Source organism: Phycicoccus jejuensis (assembly GCF_000720925.1).
Classification (GTDB): Bacteria; Actinomycetota; Actinomycetes; order Actinomycetales; family Dermatophilaceae; genus Phycicoccus; species Phycicoccus jejuensis.
The window spans coordinates 81,391-98,732 of record NZ_JOEE01000007.1 but is presented as its reverse complement, the minus strand read 5'-3'; the positions used below and the strand labels follow the sequence as shown (position 1 = coordinate 98,732).

General features: G+C 75.6%; 19 protein-coding genes. 9 read left to right on the top strand and 10 right to left on the bottom strand.

Features of this window, described 5'->3' with window-relative positions; genetic code table 11:
- Positions 1-20: 20 nt before the first annotated feature.
- Positions 21-1,286, top strand: coding sequence for a M18 family aminopeptidase (locus IG69_RS0114005; protein ID WP_030528793.1), 1,266 nt, complete (start codon positions 21-23; stop codon positions 1,284-1,286).
- A gap of 21 nt (positions 1,287-1,307) precedes the next feature.
- Here the strand turns inward: IG69_RS0114005 and IG69_RS0114000 are convergent, their stop codons facing one another.
- The gene (locus IG69_RS0114000; protein ID WP_245616157.1) at positions 1,308-2,381 is read right to left on the bottom strand and encodes a lysylphosphatidylglycerol synthase transmembrane domain-containing protein; all 1,074 of its coding nucleotides are present in this window, start codon (positions 2,379-2,381) and stop codon (positions 1,308-1,310) included.
- The gene (locus tag IG69_RS0113995) at positions 2,378-3,226 is read right to left on the bottom strand and encodes a PIG-L deacetylase family protein (protein ID WP_425414812.1); all 849 of its coding nucleotides are present in this window, start codon (positions 3,224-3,226) and stop codon (positions 2,378-2,380) included. The genes IG69_RS0114000 and IG69_RS0113995 overlap by 4 nt, the downstream gene beginning before the upstream one ends.
- A 17-nt stretch (positions 3,227-3,243) precedes the next feature.
- Here IG69_RS0113995 and IG69_RS0113990 point away from each other — a divergent pair, with 17 nt between their 5' ends.
- Entirely contained in the window at positions 3,244-4,389 is a 1,146-nt protein-coding gene (locus IG69_RS0113990; RefSeq protein ID WP_036830187.1) for a glycosyltransferase family 4 protein, read from the top strand.
- Between the two features lie 14 nt (positions 4,390-4,403).
- Positions 4,404-5,054, top strand: a complete 651-nt coding sequence (locus IG69_RS0113985) for an NUDIX hydrolase (RefSeq protein ID WP_242525894.1) — start codon at positions 4,404-4,406, stop codon at positions 5,052-5,054.
- On the opposite strand, the gene IG69_RS0113980 is transcribed toward IG69_RS0113985, so the two are convergent.
- Positions 5,051-5,428 (bottom strand): hypothetical protein, encoded by a 378-nt coding sequence (locus IG69_RS0113980; protein ID WP_030528788.1) that lies wholly within the window; start codon positions 5,426-5,428, stop codon positions 5,051-5,053. The genes IG69_RS0113985 and IG69_RS0113980 overlap by 4 nt on opposite strands.
- Positions 5,429-5,430: 2 nt before the next feature.
- Positions 5,431-6,789: a PspC domain-containing protein gene (locus tag IG69_RS0113975; RefSeq protein WP_030528787.1), complete on the bottom strand. Its 1,359-nt coding sequence runs from the start codon at positions 6,787-6,789 to the stop codon at positions 5,431-5,433.
- 115 nt (positions 6,790-6,904) lie between these two features.
- Between IG69_RS0113975 and IG69_RS0113970 the strand changes: the two genes are divergently transcribed.
- From IG69_RS0113970 to IG69_RS0113960, 3 genes are read left to right on the top strand one after another with little or no spacing between them, the layout of a single operon-like run.
- Positions 6,905-8,170, top strand: coding sequence for an ATP-binding protein (locus IG69_RS0113970; protein ID WP_245616156.1), 1,266 nt, complete (start codon positions 6,905-6,907; stop codon positions 8,168-8,170).
- Positions 8,167-8,880, top strand: coding sequence for a LuxR C-terminal-related transcriptional regulator (locus IG69_RS0113965; protein WP_030528785.1), 714 nt, complete (start codon positions 8,167-8,169; stop codon positions 8,878-8,880). Before IG69_RS0113970 ends, IG69_RS0113965 begins: the two co-directional genes overlap by 4 nt.
- A 51-nt stretch (positions 8,881-8,931) precedes the next feature.
- A complete protein-coding gene (locus IG69_RS0113960) occupies positions 8,932-9,288 on the top strand; it encodes a hypothetical protein (protein ID WP_030528784.1) in 357 nt (118 codons plus the stop codon).
- 121 nt (positions 9,289-9,409) lie between these two features.
- Here the strand turns inward: IG69_RS0113960 and IG69_RS0113955 are convergent, their stop codons facing one another.
- From IG69_RS0113955 to IG69_RS0113945, 3 genes are all read right to left on the bottom strand, one after another.
- A complete protein-coding gene (locus IG69_RS0113955; RefSeq protein ID WP_030528783.1) occupies positions 9,410-10,393 on the bottom strand; it encodes a quinone oxidoreductase family protein in 984 nt (327 codons plus the stop codon).
- Between the two features lie 119 nt (positions 10,394-10,512).
- Positions 10,513-11,085 carry a GNAT family N-acetyltransferase gene (locus IG69_RS0113950; RefSeq protein ID WP_030528782.1) on the bottom strand — a complete coding sequence of 191 codons (573 nt, stop codon included), beginning with the start codon at positions 11,083-11,085 and terminating at the stop codon, positions 10,513-10,515.
- A gap of 40 nt (positions 11,086-11,125) precedes the next feature.
- Positions 11,126-11,959, bottom strand: coding sequence for a uracil-DNA glycosylase (locus IG69_RS0113945; RefSeq protein ID WP_030528781.1), 834 nt, complete (start codon positions 11,957-11,959; stop codon positions 11,126-11,128).
- Positions 11,960-12,035: 76 nt separating this feature from the next.
- Here IG69_RS0113945 and IG69_RS0113940 point away from each other — a divergent pair, with 76 nt between their 5' ends.
- Positions 12,036-12,977, top strand: a complete 942-nt coding sequence (locus IG69_RS0113940; protein WP_036830184.1) for an NAD(P)/FAD-dependent oxidoreductase — start codon at positions 12,036-12,038, stop codon at positions 12,975-12,977.
- 22 nt (positions 12,978-12,999) lie between these two features.
- Here the strand turns inward: IG69_RS0113940 and IG69_RS0113935 are convergent, their stop codons facing one another.
- The 3 genes from IG69_RS0113935 to ligD form a co-directional block, all read right to left on the bottom strand.
- A complete protein-coding gene (locus tag IG69_RS0113935; RefSeq protein ID WP_030528779.1) occupies positions 13,000-14,493 on the bottom strand; it encodes a peptide MFS transporter in 1,494 nt (497 codons plus the stop codon).
- A 68-nt stretch (positions 14,494-14,561) separates the two neighbouring features.
- Positions 14,562-15,005 (bottom strand): alternative ribosome rescue aminoacyl-tRNA hydrolase ArfB, encoded by a 444-nt coding sequence (arfB, locus tag IG69_RS0113930; protein WP_425414811.1) that lies wholly within the window; start codon positions 15,003-15,005, stop codon positions 14,562-14,564.
- On the bottom strand, positions 15,005-15,994 hold the full coding sequence (gene ligD / locus IG69_RS0113925; RefSeq protein ID WP_030528777.1) for a non-homologous end-joining DNA ligase: 990 nt from the start codon (positions 15,992-15,994) through the stop codon (positions 15,005-15,007). Before ligD ends, arfB begins: the two co-directional genes overlap by 1 nt.
- A gap of 115 nt (positions 15,995-16,109) precedes the next feature.
- On the opposite strand from ligD, the gene IG69_RS0113920 reads away from it, so the two are divergent.
- Both IG69_RS0113920 and IG69_RS0113915 read left to right on the top strand, forming a co-directional pair.
- Entirely contained in the window at positions 16,110-16,451 is a 342-nt protein-coding gene (locus IG69_RS0113920) for a PadR family transcriptional regulator (RefSeq protein ID WP_030528776.1), read from the top strand.
- 10 nt (positions 16,452-16,461) lie between these two features.
- Positions 16,462-17,175: a hypothetical protein gene (locus IG69_RS0113915; RefSeq protein WP_157577594.1), complete on the top strand. Its 714-nt coding sequence runs from the start codon at positions 16,462-16,464 to the stop codon at positions 17,173-17,175.
- Positions 17,176-17,342: the final 167 nt, after the last annotated feature.

The following is a 17,342-nucleotide window of genomic DNA, read 5'->3' as shown; positions in this document are numbered from 1 at the left end:
GCGGCTGACAGGATGGCCGGGTGAGTGAGAGCACCCCGGACGCCGTCGCCGCCGCCTTCGCCGAGTACGTCACCGCCTCGCCGACGGCCTTCCACGCCGCCGCCGTCGCCTGTGACCACCTCGTCGCCGGTGGGTTCACCGAGCTCGACGAGAGGCAGGCCTGGCCGAGCGCGCCCGGTGCGTACGTCGTCGTCCGGGACGGTGCGGTCATCGCCTGGCGCGTGCCCGAGGGCGCCGGCGCGACGACGCCCTTCCGCATCCTCGGCGCGCACACCGACAGCCCGACCTTCCGCCTCAAGCCCAACCCGGTCGTGCGCGAGCACGGCTGGGAGCGGCTCAACGTCGAGGTCTACGGCGGGCCGACCTTCCCGTCCTGGTTCGACCGCGACCTCGCCGTCGCCGGCCGCGTCGTCGACGCCGACGGCAGCACGCGCCTGGTCCGCTCCGGCCCGGTCGCGCGCATCCCGCACCTCGCGATCCACCTCGACCGCGCGGTCAACGACGGCTTCGCCCCCGACGTGCAGCGCCAGCTCCTGCCGGTCGTCGGGACGGCCGACGGCCCCGCCCCGGACGACCGCGCCCACTGGCTGCGCGGGCTCGTCGGCGACGCCGTCGCCTGGGACCTCTTCCTCGCCGACACCCAGGAGCCGGCCCGCATCGGCGCCCGCGGCGACCTGCTGGCGTCCTGGCGGATGGACAACCTCACGAGCGTCCACGCCGGCCTGCGCGCCCTCCTCGACGCGCCGGCCGACACCGACCATATCCCCGTGCTCGCCGCGTTCGACCACGAGGAGGTGGGCTCGGACTCCGTGACCGGCGCCGGCGGACCGTTCCTCGAGGACGTGCTCGGCCGGGTCCTCGAGGGCCTCGGCGCCGGGCGCTCCGACGTCGCGCGGGCCTTCCGCGCCTCGTGGCTGCTCTCGAGCGACGCCGGCCACCTCGTCCACCCGGGCCACCCCGAGAAGCACGACCCCACGAACCGGCCGCGCCCCGGCGGCGGCCCGCTGCTCAAGGTCAACGCCCGCCAGCGCTACACGACCGAGGCCCGGGGCGAGGCGCTCTTCGCCGCCGCCTGCGAGCGCGCCGGCGTGCCGTTCCAGCACTACGTCAACCCGAACACGATCCCCGGCGGCTCGACGATCGGCCCGATCGCGGCGACCCGGCTCGGCATCCCGACGGTCGACATCGGCGTCGGCCTGCTCTCGATGCACTCGACGCGCGAGCTCGTCCACGTCGACGACCTCGCGGCGCTGCACGGCGCGGTCGCGGCGTTCCTCGCCGGCTGACGGAACGAGCCCGAGAACCCCTCAGGCCGGCCGGGCGAAGACCGGCTCCTCGCCCTCGGCGGGGGGCTCGGACTTGGCGCTGAGCGACCACAGCAGCCACCCGAGCCCGCCGAGGGGCACCTCCATGAGGTGGGTGATGATCGAGAAGAGCACGACTCCGGCCGTGGCCTCGGCGTTGCCGGCGCCCCACCCGACGAGGACGATCGTCGTCGCGGCCTCGGTGACGCCCACCCCGCCCGGCGTGATGCCGACGGCGGTGAGCAGCCGGCCGATGGCGTACGCCGCGAAGAGCAGGTTGAGCGGGAGCATGACCCCCGTCTCGCGCATCACGAGGACGAACAGCACGTAGTACGCGCCGAAGAAGCCGACCATCCCGAGGGTCATCGACCACCAGCGCCAGCGGACGACGTCGATGATCCGGCCGCGCAGGTCGCTCACGAGGTCCTCGACGCTCATCGTCGAGTCCGGCCGGCGCCGTCGCACGAGCGGGCGCAGCGCGCGGTCGATGAGCGCCCCCGCCCGCTGGGCCACCCGCTCGCTCGCGAGCATCCCGGCGACGGCGCCGATGACCGCGAGCCCGGTCAGCGAGCCGGCGACGGCGAGGTCGGAGAGCGCCTGGGGGAGCGTGACGCCCCCGATGACGAGGACGAGGATCGCGACGACCGGCAGCGCGATCCGGGCGAGGACGTTCCAGACGCCCGTGACGATCGCCGAGGTCGAGGTCGCGCGCCGCGAGAAGCCCCACGAGCGGCACATCGCGTACGTGGCGGCCAGCCCGACCGCGCCACCGCCGGGCAGCAGGTTCGAGACCGACGACCCGCAGAGGTTGATGATGAGCGCCTTGCCGTGCGTCAGCCCGCGCAGCGACCCGGTGAAGGTGAAGGTGTAGCAGTACAGGCCGAGCAGCATGAGCAGCTGGAAGCCGATGACGTGCAGCGGTGGCACGGTGCTGATGACGCCCCAGATGTCGCCCCACGAGGTCTTCGCGAAGTACGGCAGGCCCCAGACGAGGAGGACGACGGCGAGCGCGAGCCCGAGGCCGAACTGGAGCAGCTGCCGGCCGTGCCGCGGCGTCGCGACGGAGGGCGCGCTCACGGCAGCCCCTCGAAGACGTCGGTGGCCACGGGTCCCCCTGCCGGTCGTGACGGGTCGCGGAACCACTCGCGCCCGAAGACCAGATCGTAGAGGGGACGCGGGATGCGCAGGAACGCCGCGAGGGTGCGGTCGCCGGTCTGGCCGCCCGCGCCGACCGAGGCCGCGCCGCCGCCGGTGGCCTGCGACGCGTGCGCGCGCATGGAGGCCCGCTTCGCCGCGACGTGGCGACGGACGTCGACGCGGTGGGTGATGTCGCGCCGTTCCGAGAAGGCCCGCTCGAAGCTCGTCGGGTCGAACTCGGCGGGGAAGCGGTAGACGCGGGTGAGCATCCGGATCGCGCGGACGATCGTGTCGCGCGGGACGGTGGCCTCGAGGACCCTCGGGGTGCCGGCGACGACCGCGGCGCGGGCGGCGACCTCGTGGACGCGCCGGTGGTCGCGGTGCCCGTAGCCGCCGTTGGCGTCATAGGAGAGCAGGACGTCGGCGCGCTCGGTGCGCAGCACGGCGGCCAGGCGCTCGGCGGCCTCCTCGAGCGGCGCCCGGCAGAACCGCGTGAGGCCGGGGGCGTCCGGCTCGGGCTCCGGGCCGGAGCCGCTGTCGGCGTAGCCGAGCCACTCGACCCGGGCCACGCCGAGCGCCGCGGCCGAGAGCTCCGTCTCGTGCAGGCGTCGGGTGCCGAGCCCGCCGTCGCGGCGCAGGTCGTCGGCGGCCAGGCCGGCGCCGCCGTCGGTGGCGAGCACGAGCACGACCCGGTGGCCCTCCGCGGCGGCCTTCGCCATCGTGCCGGCCGTCAGGAGAGCCTCGTCGTCGGGATGGGCGTGGAACGCCACGAGCGTGCGGGACATCGGGCCCATCCTCGCGCATGGCAGGGTGGACCCTCGTGAAGGTCGCCCTCCTGTCGGACTGCTACCCGCCGCGGCTCGGTGGCATCGAGCGGCAGGTGCACGACCTCGCGCACGCGCTGACCGCGGCCGGTCACGAGGTCGAGGTCTTCACGGCGACGACCGGCCCGGCCGGCGAGCGCGGCGGGGTCATCACGGTCGAGGACGGCGTGGCGGTGCACCGGCTGGCCATCCCGCTGCCGAACGGAGTGCCCGTCAACCCTTTCGCGCCGCCCGAGCTGCGCCGGCGCCTCCTCGCGGGTCGCTTCGACGTCGCGCACGCGCACCTCGGCGTGGTCAGCCCGTTCGCCACCGACGCGGTGCGGGTGGCGCTGGGGGTCGGGATGCCGGTCGCCGCGACGGTGCACTGCGTCCTCGGCCGGTGGGTGCCGCTCTTCCGCGCCGCCGGCCACCTGCGCCGGTGGGCCGGGCGCGGCGTGGCGCTCACCGCGGTCTCGCGGATGGCCGCGGCGCAGGTGCGCGAGGTGGCCGGCGGCGCCCCGGTCGGGGTGCTCAACAACGGGATCGACGCCGCGTGGTGGGCCGCCCCGGCCGACACGAGCGTTCTCGCGGACCACACCGACGGCGTCCACGTCGTCACCGCGATGCGCCTCGTCAGCCGCAAGCGGCCCCTCGCCCTCCTCGGCGCCCTCCACGAGGCCCGCCGGCGGCTCGACCCCGCGGTGCCGCTGCGCGCCACCGTCGCCGGCGAGGGTCCGCAGCGCCGGGCGATGGAGGCCTACCTGCGCGCCCGCGACCTCGACTGGGTGTCGATGCCCGGCCGGCTCGACCGCGAGGGGCTGCGGCGGCTGCACCACTCGGGGGACCTGTACGTGACGACGGCGCGGCTCGAGGCGTTCGGCATCGCGGCCCTCGAGGCGCGAGCCGCCGGCCTGCCCGTCGTCGCGCCGACCGGCACCGGGGTCGACGACGTCGTCGAGGACGGGGTCGACGGCCTCCTTGCGAGCACCGACACCGGCGTGGCAGAGGCCGTCGCACGCCTGGCCGGCGACGACGCCCTCCGGGGCCGGATGCGCGCGCACCTGCGGCAGCAGCCGCCCCGCCAGGACTGGCCCTCGACCGTCGCCGCGACGCTCGACGAGTACCGGCGGGCCGGCGCGTCGTGATCACCGTCCGGGGGGTGCGCGGAGGGCGCGAGGTCGTGTCGTTCGTGCTCGGGCACGGCGAGGACCCGGCGGCGGGCCTCGCGGCGCGCGGCTGGGAGCCGCTGGGGTCGTCCGTGGAGGGCGTCCTGCCGTCGATCGTCCTCACCTTCCGCGTCGAGGCCGTCACCTCGAGGGTGCCGGCGCCGCCCGGCGGTCCCGGTCTCTCCGAGGCGGACCGGGCGCGCGTGGAGCCGCGGCAGCGGGTCGCGGCCTACGCGGTCGTCGTCGACGACGACCGGCTCCTGCTCACGCGGCTCGCACCCCTCACCGGGGCGCAGGGCCGCTGGACCCTGCCGGGCGGTGGCCTCGACGATGGGGAGAGCCCGCGCGAGGCCGTCGTCCGCGAGGTGCACGAGGAGACCGGCCAGGACGTCGACGACGTGCGCTTCGTCGACGTCATGACCCAGCACTGGGTCGGGCGCTCCGAGCGCGGCGCCGAGGACTACCACGCGGTCCGGCTGCTGCACACCGCCCGCTGCACACGGCCGACCCGCCCCGTCGTGCACGACGTGGGCGGGTCGACGTCCGAGGCGGCGTGGGTCCCGCTCGGGAGGCTCGGCGGCTACGACCTCGTGCCGACCGTCTCGTACGCGCTGCGGGCGACCGGGGTCGTGCCGCGGCGCTAGGCGCGGGGCTCGCGCTCGCGGCTCCCGCGCAGTCCGAGGAGGCCGACGAGGACGACGAGGACGCCGCCGGCGACCACGGTCCACGGCCCGAGGTCGGACCACGGGATGCTCACGTCGGCGACCTCGGACACGACCACCGCGCCGGCCGTCACGAGCCCGAGGATGCCGAGCAGCAGGGCGAAGGGGGCCGGCCCACGACGCCAGCGGGGCTCGACCGGCCCGGGCACGGTCTCGAGGTGGGTGCGTCCCTCGTCCGCCCCGAGGGCGGGGCCCTGCGTGGTCGTCGCGGTGGGCTCCTGCCCGGGGGTGGCGGTGGACCGGTCGTCGTCGAGCCCGAGCTCGGTGCGCAGGGGGCGGGTGGTGTCGTCGGTCATGGTCAGCTCTCCTCGATGATGGTCACGTCGCCGATGCCGACGTCGGTCGTCACGACGAGGTCGGGGCGGTCGGCGTCGCCGACCGAGAGGGTGCGCGAGACGTCGGTGCCCGAGCGGGTCTCGAGCGTCTCCAGCCCGCCGTCGGTGCTCTCGCGGTCGTGGCGCAGCTCGCCGACGCCGACGCGGTTCTCGACCCGGACGTCCAGGCCGTCGGGCACGCGGACGGTCAGCTCGCCGACGCCCATCGACACCGAGACGGTCGCGGGGTCGGAGGTGGCGGGCAGCGCCGCGAGGCCGCCGAGGTCGAGCGTCGCGTCGCCGGCGCCGAGCGAGTAGGTCGCCGGGAGGGCGGTCGCCGTGGGGGTCCAGACGCGGTCGCCGACCCCGCCGCGGGCGGTGGAGTGCGTCGCGCCGAACGCGGCGACCGTCACGAGCCCGAGGACGATGACGAGGAACCCGCTGAAGCCGGATGCCCGGCCCGTGGCCCCGAGCCCGAGGACGACGGCGGAGACCGCGGCGAGGGCGAGGGCGAGACCGAGGACGACCGGCTCGCCGGTGAAGCCGAGGGGCTCGGCGACGGCGGCGACGAGGCCGACGACCGCGATGACGAGGCCGAGCGAGACGAGGCCGACGAAGCCGCTGGGACGGCGTCGGCGGGGCGCCGGGGGAGGCGGCGGGCCGAGGGGCTGCGGCGGGGCCGGCGGCACCGGCATCCCACCGGAGGGGCCCTGGGGGCGGGGCGCCCAGCCCCCGCCGGGAGGCGGCGGCGGTGCGCCCCAGGCCGGCTGCTGCGTGGGCGGGTAGCGGTAGGCGGTGGCCGGGTCGCCGGTGGGCGGCGCCGGGGGCGGTGCGGACATCGTCGCTCCTGCGGGGGGAGGGGGCGGGGCCTGGCCGGCCCACGGGGTCGGGGTGGTGCGGCTGCGCGTCGCGACGAACCACACGACGAGGCCGACGGGGACGAGCAGCCAGAGCGAGCCGCCCCACGAGTTGCCGTCGCCGAGCACCGAGACGGCGCCGACGAGCAGGACGATCCCGGTGAGGACGAGCAGGACGATGGCCCACGCGTCGCTGCCGCGGATCGCGCGCTCGGCGAGGACCTCGCCCCGGGCGTCCGGCAGGAGGAGCCACAGCACGAGGTAGAGCGGGATCCCGATGCCGCCGGCGATGGTCAGCGCGATCGCCGCGGCCCGGATGAGGAGGGGGTCGACGTCGAAGCGCGCGGCGACGCCGGCGCACACGCCGCCGAACCAGCGGCGCTCGGTGTCGCGGCGGACGCTCGAGCGGCGCAGTCGGGCGAGCCCGTCGTCGATCGCGGACGGCGCGCCGGTCGGCGGCATCTGGGAGGTGGAGCTCTCGGTCATGGCACCACTGTGGCCGCGCGGGGCGGGGGGCGGCCATGAGGGTCGACCCTGAGCACCCCCTGACCGGACCCCGGCGGGCGGGTCGCAGGCGCCGGTCGTGCGTCAGGATGGAGTCGTGCCCACGCCCTACGAGCCCGCCGCGACCCGCGTGCGGACCGATGCAGGCCCCCTCCCGGGGGCGCCGCCGTCGCGCCCGCCGCTCGTCCGCGACCGCTCGGCGGGCTGGACGCCGGGCGTGTGCGACGCCGTCGCCCGCCACCTCGGCGTCTCGCGTCGGCTCGTGCGCGTCGCCGCGGTCGTCCTCGCCTTCTCCGGCGGGGCCGGCGTCGCGGCCTACCTCTTCCTCTGGGCCCTGACCCCCGAGGCCGACGGCCCGGCGGGCGCGGGCGGCCCGGTGCAGGCACGGGTCTGGTCCGAACGCCGCCGCTGGGCCGTCCTCCTCGTCGCGGGCGTCGTCCTCGTCGTCGCCGGTGGCGCGCTGCTCGTGCCCGGGGTCGGGATGACCGCGCGCGGGTCGGTCCTGCTGCCGCTGTTCGTCATCGGCGTCGGGGCGGTCGTGGCGTGGTCGAACCTCGATGCCGCGCAGCGCTCGCGGTGGCTGACCGGCGGCCCCGACGGGATGGGCTGGGTCCGGGTGCTCCTGGGCTCGGGGCTCGCCCTCGTCGGTGTCCTCGTCCTCGTGACGCGCGGCAGCTCGGTCAGCGTCCTCTGGGACGCCGTGCTCGCGGCGCTCGCCGTCCTCGTCGGTGCGCTCATCCTCGCCGCGCCGTGGGCGCTGCGGCTGTGGGCGGACTTCCGCCGTGAGCAGGACGCCGCCGTCCGCGCGACCGAGCGGGCTGACATCGCGGCGCACCTGCACGACTCGGTGCTCCAGACCCTCGCGCTCATCCAGCGCCAGTCCGCCGACCCCGCCGCCGTCACCCGGCTCGCCCGCGCCCAGGAGCGCGAGCTGCGCAGCTGGCTCTACGACGGGCCGCAGGGGTCGCAGGCCTCGCTGGCCGCGCTCGTCACGGAGGTCGCGCACGAGGTCGAGGACCTGCACGGCGTCCCGGTCGACCTCGTCGTCACCGGGGACCGGCCGTTCGAGCAGCACGGGGTGGCGCTCTCGCGGGCGATGCGCGAGGCGCTGCTCAACGCCGTCCGGCACGGCGCGCCGCCGGTCACGGCCTACGTCGAGATCGGGCCGGCCGGGGTCGAGGCGTTCGTCCGCGACCGCGGTGCCGGCTTCGACCTCGACGCGGTGCCCGAGGACCGGCTCGGTGTGCGCCGCTCGGTCCTCGAGCGGATGGAACGGCACGGCGGGAGCGCGCGGGTGCGCCGGCGCGAGGACGGGACCGAGGTGGAGCTGCGGCTGCCACCGATCGAAGGAGACGACACATGAGCAGCACCCAGACCCCTGCCCCGACGGCCCCCGTGCGCGTGGTGCTCGTCGACGACCACCGGATGTTCCGCACGGGAGTGCGCGCCGAGCTGACCGAGGCGATGGCGGGCGCGAGCCCGGTGTGCGAGTTCGTCGGTGAGGCACCGGACGTCGACACCGCCATCGCCGTCATCCGGGCCGAGACGCCCGACGTCGTGCTGCTCGACGTGCACCTGCCCGGCGGGTCCGGCAACGGGGGCGGCGACGTCATCCGTGGGTGCGCCGGGGTCGAGACGGCCTCCGGGGCGCCGGTGCGCTTCCTCGCGCTGTCGGTGTCGGACGCGGCCGAGGACGTCATCGCGGTCATCCGCGCGGGCGCCCGCGGGTACGTGACGAAGACGATCGGGGCGCGCGACCTGCTCACCGCGGTGCGGCGGGTGGCCGACGGCGACGCGGTGTTCTCGCCGCGGCTCGCCGGGTTCGTCCTCGACGCGTTCGGGGCGGCGGCCGGCGAGATCGCCGAGGTCGACGAGGAGCTCGACCGGCTCTCGGCGCGCGAGCGCGAGGTGATGCGCCTCATCGCGCGCGGCTACCAGTACAAGGAGGTGGCCAAGGAGCTGTTCATCTCCGTCAAGACCGTCGAGACGCACGTGTCGTCGGTGCTGCGCAAGCTCCAGCTGTCCTCGCGCCACGAGCTGACCGCGTGGGCGATGGGGCGGCGCCTCGTCTGAGGCCCCCGGGCGTCGCCGGGTGGTGCGGGCGCAGGCCCTACGCTGGCGCCCATGGAGTTCGTCGAGCACGTCCTCGTCCTGCTGCACCTCCTCGGCATGGCCGCGATCATCGGCAGCGCCGTGTTCGTCGCCCGGGGGAAGGTCACGCCCGCGCTCGTCTGGGGTGCGCGCGCCCAGCTCGTGACCGGGCTGCTGCTCGTCGGCGTCGTCGAGGCCGGTGACGAGCCGGTCAACCACGCGAAGATCGGCGTCAAGCTGCTCGTCGCGGTCGCCGTCGCCGCGTGCGCCGAGATCGCCGCCGCCAAGGAGCGCAAGGGCCAGGGCTCGCGCCCGCAGCTGGTCCAGGTCGCCGGCTGGCTGGCCGTCCTCAACGCCGCCGTCGCGGTCCTGTGGACCAGCGCCTCCTGACCCCAGCCCGAGTCACACGCGTATCGGGTGACCCGATACCGGTGCGCTTCACCCCGGAACGGTTCTCGGGTGAGGCGCGGTCGTATCGGGTCACCCGATACGCGAGTGGTCTGGAGCGCGGTCAGAGGGTGAGGAGCAGCTTGCCCTGGGTGCGCCGGCCCTCGAGGTCGTCGTACGCGCGCGCCGCGTCGGCCAGCGCGTAGCGGCCGCCGACCGCCACCTCGAGCGAGCCGTCCGCGACGGCCGCGAGCACCTCGCCGGCCCGCCACTCGAGCTCGTCGCGGCTCGCGAGGTAGTGGCCGAGGCTGGGCCGCGTGACGAACACCGATCCGGCGCCGTTGAGCCGCTGCAGGTCGAAGGGCGGCACCTGGCCGCTCGCGGCGCCGAAGAGGGCGAGCATCCCGCGGGGGCGCAGCGAGGCGAGCGAGGCGTCGAAGGTGTCGCGCCCGACACCGTCGTAGGCGACGTCGACGCCCTGCGGCGCGACCTCGCGCACGGCGGCGGCCAGGTCGTCGACGGCGCGGTAGTCGATGACGTGCTGCGCCCCGAGCCGCTCGGCGGTCGCGCACTTCTCCGGCCCTCCGGCCGTCGCGACGACGACCCCGCCGCGGGCACGGACCATCTGCACGAGCAGCTGGCCGACGCCGCCGGCCGCTGCGTGGACGAGGGCCGTCGTGCCGTGGCCGACGGGGAACGTGCTCGTCGTCAGGTAGTGGGCGGTCATCCCCTGGAGCATGACCGCGGCGGCCGTCTCGAGGTCGACGCCGTCGGGCACGGGGACGAGCGTCGAGGCGTCGCGCACCGCGTACCGGGCGGCGCTGCCGACCGACATCGCCCAGGCGACGCGGTCGCCCTCGACGAGGTCCTCGACCCCGTCGCCGACCGCGGAGACGGTGCCGGCGCCCTCGCTGCCGAGCACGTAGGGCGTCTCCATCGGGTAGACGCCCTCGCGCTGGTAGACGTCGATGAAGTTGACGCCGACCGCCGCGACCTCGACGACGACCTCGCCCGGCCCGGGAGCAGGTGCGGTGCGGTCCTCGACGGCGAGGACGTCGGAGCCCCCGGCGCGGGTGACGACGAGGGCAGGTCCGTGGAGCTCGCTCATGCCGCCACCCTAGGACGACCCGGTCGTCCAAGAGCCCCTCCAGCGCGCGCCGCATCGCGCGCTACACCGCAGTAAGGGTCATCACAGCAGCAGTTACTGCGGTGTAGCCCGCGGCGGGGTCAGGAGCCCAGGTCGATCCAGTAGCGGCGCATCAGGTGGCGGACGTCCTCGAGGACACCGCCGTTGGCCTCGATGACGCTCGCCGACGCGAGGTTGTCCTCGGTGCAGGTGACGAGCACCTCGTCCATCCCGAGCTCGCGACACAGCGGCAGCGACAGTCGCAGCGCCTCCGTGGCGATGCCCCGTCCGCGGGCCGACGGCCGGACGGAGTAGCCGATGTGCCCACCGATCTCGATGAGGAACGGCGTGAGCCGGTGCCGGATCGCGAGCGACCCGAGGTGCTCGTCGGGCTGCTCGTCGTCGACGACCCAGAGGAAGGTGCAGGGGACGTGTCCCGGGGTCCGCGGTGCGTCCTCGTCGACCTGGCCGCGCCGGTGCGCGACGAACCGCTCGAACCCGGCGGGCGTCTCGAGCTCGGCGCGCGTGAACTCCACCCCCGCGAAATCGCCCTCCGGGGCCTCGACCCAGACCCCGTCGCCGTCGCGGGTGCCCTCGCCGGCCGCGTCGAACTCGTCCTGCGCGGCGAGGTAGGACCGGTGGAAGCGGACGTCCGGGGCGACGAGGGAGATCATCCCGGAACGCTAGCCACCGACGCCGAACGGCGCCAACGCGTTACTCGCGCAAGCCGGTCAGGACCTCGTCGAGCATGGCGGGGGTTAGCCGCTTCGTGAAGGTGTTGTGCGGGCTCACGTGGTAGCTGCCGACCAGGCGGATGCTCCGGCCGTCCGGGAGCCCGAGCGTCGCCTCGGCCGCGTGGCCGAACCTCGGCTTCGGCGCGGGCACCTCCCAGCCCACCGCGCGCGCACCGGCCAGCGCGGCGTCCCAGCCGATCGACCCGAGGCAGAGGATCGCCCGCAGGTGGGGCTCCGCGAGCCGCAGGTCGCGCTCCAGCCACGGCGAGCAGGTGGCGCGCTCGGCCGGGGTCGGCTTGTTGGCCGGGGGCGCGCACCGCACCGCGGCGACGATGCGCAGGTCGGTCAGCGCCTGCCCGTCACCGGCGGCGACTGAGGTCGGCTTGGCGGCGAAACCGGTGCGGTGCAGGGCGGCCCACAGGAAGTCGCCCGAGGAGTCGCCGGTGAACATCCGGCCGGTGCGGTTGGTGCCGTTGGCCGCCGGGGCGAGGCCCACGAGGAGCACGCCGGCCCGCGGGTCGCCGAACGACGGCCCCGGCCGCCCCCAGTAGGGCTGGTCCGCGAAGGACGCGCGCCGCCCGGTGGTCGCCACGTCCTCGCGCCACCTCACGAGGCGGGGACAGGCCCGGCACACCGAGACCCGCGCCTGGAGCTCCGGCACGTCCGGCGCCGACGCCGCGAGCCGACGCACGGCGGCTGCGGTCCGCGCCACGGGGGTGTCGCCGTCGGCCGGGTCACCGGGCCAGCCGGCACCGGGCGGCACGGGCGAGGGGAGGAGCGCGCCCGTCACCGGGTGCGGGTCGAGCGGCTCCATCCCGCGACTCTACGGCGGCCGCCCGGATCGTGGCGTCCTGCCAGCGAACGGCCGCGGGACGGGGGACGATGGGTGCGTGGCAGCCGTGACCGTGGTCGGTGGTGGCGTCGTGGGCCTGACGTCCGCCCTGCTGCTGGCGCGCGCCGGGCACGAGGTGCGGTGCGTGCGGGACGTCCCGTCGCCCGGCACCGTCTCGGCCGTCGCCGGGGGACTGTGGTTCCCGTACCACGTCGAGCCGCGCGACCGGGTCGTCGGCTGGGGACTCACGTCCCTGCGGCACTTCACGTCGCTCGCGGCGGACCCCGGCACCGGGGTGGCCCTGCGCGAGGGCCTGCTCGTCGAGCGTGGCGGCCCCGACCGCTGGTGGACCGAGGGGCTCACCGGATGGCGCGACGCGACGCCCGACGAGCTGCCCGAGGGCGCGCCCTCCGGCGTCGTCGCCCGGGTCCCGCTCGTCGCGATGGTCGTGTACCTCGACTGGCTCGAGCGCGCCTGCGTCGCCGCCGGGGTCGAGCTCGTCGACGGCCGCGTCGAGGTCCTCGACGACCAACCGGGCGACCTCGTCGTCCTCGCGGCCGGTCTGCGTGCACCCGCCCTGCTCCCGGGCCTCGAGGTCTCGCCGTCGCGGGGCCAGGTGGCGCTGCTCGCCAACCCCGGGCTCGACCGCTGGCTCGTCGACGACGGCGCACCCGGCGGGATGACCTACGTGCTGCCGCACCGCGGCTGGGTGGTCTGCGGCGGGTCGGACGCCGCCGGCGACCGCGACGAGCCCGACCCGCAGGAGCACGAGCAGATCGTCGAGCGGTGCCGTCGCGCGGTCCCCGCGCTGCGCGACGCCGAGGTGCTCGGCGCGCGCGTGGGGCTGCGGCCGGTGGCGCCCGCCGTCGACCTGCGCGTCCACGACCTCGGCGGGCGCCCGGTCGTGACGAACGTCGGGCACGGCGGCGCCGGCGTCACCCTGTCGTGGGGCTGCGCCGAGGAGGTCACCGGCCTCGTGGGCGACCTCGTCCGGGGCTGACGCCGCACCCGGCAGGTGCGCCTCAGACGGTCGTGACCTCGGCGCTGGCCATCCGGGAGCGGACCCACGGCACGAGCGCGAGCATCGCGGCCGCGACGACGAGGGTGATCACCGCGTTGACGAGGTAGTACGTCGAGTCGCCCAGCCCGCTCATCGCGGTGATGAGCTGCGCGGCCACGGCCTGGCCGGCGGCGGTGGCGAGAAACCACAGGGCCATCGCCTGCGAGGCGAAGGCGGTCGGCGCGAGGCGCGTCGTGGCGGACAGCCCGACGGGGGAGAGGAACAGCTCAGCCACGGTCTGGAGGACGAAGACGCCGCCGAGGACCCACACCGGCGAGGTGTTGCCCTGGTAGCTCGCGAAGGCCCAGGCCATCGCCAGCGCCGAGACGCCGATGAGCGTGACGCCGATGGTGAACTTCATCGGGGTCGAGGGGAAGCGGCCGGCGCGCCTGACCCACAGGAGGCCGAAGAGCGGCGCCAGGGCGATGATCGCGAGCGGGTTGACGGACTGGAACCATTCCGGGTTGACCTGCACGCCACCGACGGAGGTGACGGTGCGCTCCTGCGCGAAGAGGGCCATCTTGCCCGCGGCCTGCTCGAAGATCATCCAGAAGACGACCGCGCCGACCCACAGCGGGATGTACGCCGCGAGGTGCGTGCGCTCCTGGTCGTCGACCTTGCGGCTGCGGAACATCACGACGAAGTAGGCCACCGGCGTCGCGATGGCGAGGACCGAGATGGCGTCGATGACGGCGAGGAGCACGCTGTCGCGCCACGTCGAGGCGAGGGCGACGAGCAGGGCGACGGCGACCACCGCGCCGAGCACGAGCAGCGGCAGCCGGCGGCGTTCGGTGGCGCCGAGCGGGTTGGGGACGTCGTCGCCCGCGCCGCGCAGGGTGCGCCGGCCGAGGACGAACCAGACGAGCGCGACACCCATCCCGACGGCCGCGGCCGAGAAGCCGGCGTGGTAGCCGAAGCGGTCGCGCAGGAAGGCGACGACGAGCGGCGAGAACAGCGCGCCGAGGTTGATCGACATGTAGAAGATCGAGAAGCCGGCGTCGCGGCGGGGGTCGTCGTCGGCGTAGAGGCGCCCGACGATCGCCGAGATGTTCGGCTTGAGCAGGCCCGTGCCGAGCGCGACGAGCGCGATGCCCAGCCACGCGGTCGGGGTCGCGGGCACGGCGAGGCTCAGGTGGCCGGCCATGATGACGACGCCGCCGTAGAGCGTCGAGCGCCGGGCGCCGACGAGCCGGTCGGCCGCGTAGCCGCCGAGGACCGAGAGCAGGTAGACGGCCGAGCCGTAGATCGCGACGACCGAGGTGCCGGTCGCCTCGTCGATGCCGAGCCCGCCGTTGGCGGCGGTGTCGACGAGGAAGTACAGGAGGATCGCCCGCATGCCGTAGTAGCTGAAGCGCTCCCACAGCTCGACGAAGAACAGCGTCGAGAGGCCCGTCGGGTGCCCCAGGAAGCCGCGGTCGCTGCGGCTGCTCTCGGCGGATCGGGTGGTCACGGACATCGGGTGCCTTCCTCTGGACAAACCCGTCGACCGTAACCCGTGGTCGCCGGAGGACCGAATCGCGCAGGTCAGCCGTCGGGACGCAGCCGGCCGCGCGCGGACTTGGTGAGCGCCCGTCGGCGCTTGGCGTCGAGCCGCCGCTCGACGGACCCGCGGGTCGGTCGGGTCGCCCGGCGGGCCGGTGGTGGTGGGGCCAGCGCCTCGCGCAGCAGCTCGGCCATCCGCTCGCGGGCGGCCGCCCGGTTGCGCCCCTGCTGCCGGTGCTCGGAGGCCGTGACGACGAGCCGCCCGTCGACGAGGCGAGCCCCCAGGCCGCGCTCGAGCCGGCGGCGCTGGGCGTCGGTCAGACCGGTGACGACCGCGAGGTCGAGCTCGAGCTCGACGCGGCTGTCGGTGGTGTTGACGCCCTGCCCGCCGGGGCCGGACGCGCGGGAGAAGCGCTCGACGAGGTCGGCGCCCGGGACGGTGAGGCCCTGCGGCACACCGGGTCCCGGCGCGACGACGAGGTCCATCAGGGCTTCCCGGTGTCGTCCTCGGGCTCGGGCGGCGGCTCGGCCCCGGCGGCCTCGTCGCGCTCGGCCCACTCGAGGAGCGGCGAGATGTCGAAGACGGCGTCGTCGATGCCGGCGTGGAGGTCGCCCAGCTCGGCGAAGCGGGCCGGCATCGTCGCGATGGTGAAGTCGTCGGGCTCGGCGTCGTCGACCTCGCTCCAGCGCAGCGGAGCCGACACCGTACCGATCTCGTTGCCGCGCACCGAGTACGCCGCGGCGATGGTGTGGTCGCGGGCGTTCTGGTTGTAGTCGACGAACACGGCGGCGGGGTCGCGGTCCTTGCGCCACCACGTCGTCGTCACCTCGTCGGGCAGGCGCCGCTCGACCTCGCGGGCGAACGCGAGCGCGGCCCGGCGCACGTCGGTGAAGCCGTGCTCCGGCGCGATGCGGACGTAGACGTGCAGACCGTGGCCGCCGCTGGTCTTCGGCCACCCGACGGCGCCGAGCTCGTCGAGGACCTCGTGGGCGACGTGGGCGGCCCGCCGGACCTTCGAGAACGGCGCGTCCGGCATCGGGTCGAGGTCGATGCGCCACTCGTCGGGCTGCTCCGTGTCGGCGCGGCGGCTGTTCCAGGGGTGGAACTCGACGGTGCTCATCTGGCAGGCCCAGGCGACGTCGGCGAGCCGCGTGACGCAGAGCTCGTCGGCGTGGAGGCCGTAGCGCGGGAAGTGCAGGCGCACGGTCTCGACCCACGGCGGGGCGCCGCGCGGCAGCCGCTTCTGGTGCACCTTGGCGCCGGCCACGCCGTCGGGGAAGCGGTGCAGCATGCAGGGCCGCTCGCGCAGCGCGTTGACGATGCCGTCGCCGACCGACAGGTAGTACTGCACGAGGTCGAGCTTGGTCTCGCCGCGCGCCGGGAAGTAGACCCGCCCGGGGCTGGAGACGCGCACGTCGAAGCCGTCGACGTCGAGGACGACGGGCTCCCCGAACTCACCCTTGCGCGAGGCCATGGGGCCCACGCTAGGGCCTGGCACCGACGGGTGGTCCGGAGCGCGCGGCCGCGTGCCGGGCAGTCGCACCGCCGACTAGTTGACACCGCTACCTAGCGCCCCGATGCTGGGCGGTATGGGGGAGGTGGTGCGGCCGGACCGCGAGAGCCAGTGGCTCAAGGGGGTCCTCGACCTCGCGGTGCTCGCCGTGCTCGCCCGTGAGGGGTCGGCGTACGGGTACTCGCTGCTGCGTTCGCTCGCCGACGCCGGGCTGCCCGGCCTGCGCGGCGGCACGGTGTACCCGCTGCTCGGCCGGCTCGAGGACGACGGCCTCGTGCAGAGCGAGTGGACGGTGGCAGACGGGGCCCCGGCGCGCCGCTACTTCGCGCTGACCCCGGCGGGACGACAGGTCCTCGCCGAGGGCCGTGACGGGTGGTCGTCCTTCGCCGACCGGATGACGAGAGCGCTGGAGGTCTGACGTGGAGGGGATGCGACCGGTCGACGGGATGCGTGTCGACGTGCTCGAGTACTGCCGGGTGCTCGCGAGCCAGCTGCGGCTGGCCGGCCTGCCGGAGTCGAGGGTGCGCGTCGTCGTCCAGGACGTGCTGGCCCACGTCGAGGCCACCGGGGAGGACCCGGTCGAGGCGTTCGGCCAGCCCACCGACTACGCCGCGCAGTGGGCCCGCCCGCCCGGGGTCCTCCGGGTGCTCGGGCTGATGGTCGCCACCGCGGTGGCCTTCCCCGGGTTCTGGCTGGTCTTCACGGCGTTCACCTCGCCTGCTCCGTGGGCCGGCGCGGTCCCGGTCACCCCGTTCCTCGTGTCGATGGTCGTCGGGACGGCGGTCGCCGGCGCGGTGCAGCCGTGGACGGTCGGGCTGTGGCTCGAACGGCGAGCCGGCCGCCGGGTGGGGAGGGGCCGGTCCCCGCTCGACGCCGTGGTCGCCGCGCTCACCTGGGCCGTGCTGATCGTGCTCACGCTCGTCGTCGTGCAGCGGGTCCTGAAACCCGACGGCGACGGCCGGACCCTCTTCTCGGTCCCGCGCCGGGTGCTGCTCGCGGTGGGTCTCGGCGGGATGGCGCTCTCGTTCGTGCTGCCATCGCCGGGGGTTCAGACGATGCCGCGCTCGCCGGCCGACCACCGGTCGTGGTGGGCCCGCGTGCGCTCCCTCCTCGCGGGAACGGGCAACCGCCGGCGGTTCTGACCGGACCGCGCTGTTCCACCCTGAGGAAATTTGCTTGGACAAACCCTAGACGCCGTGCTCGCAGCGGCTCTACCGTTGGGTCAAGACCCCCGGGTCGCCCCGACCGGAACCCCTGCACCGGTCGAGCGCTCCGGGGGTCCGCCATGTCCGGGCCGTCGGCGCCGCGA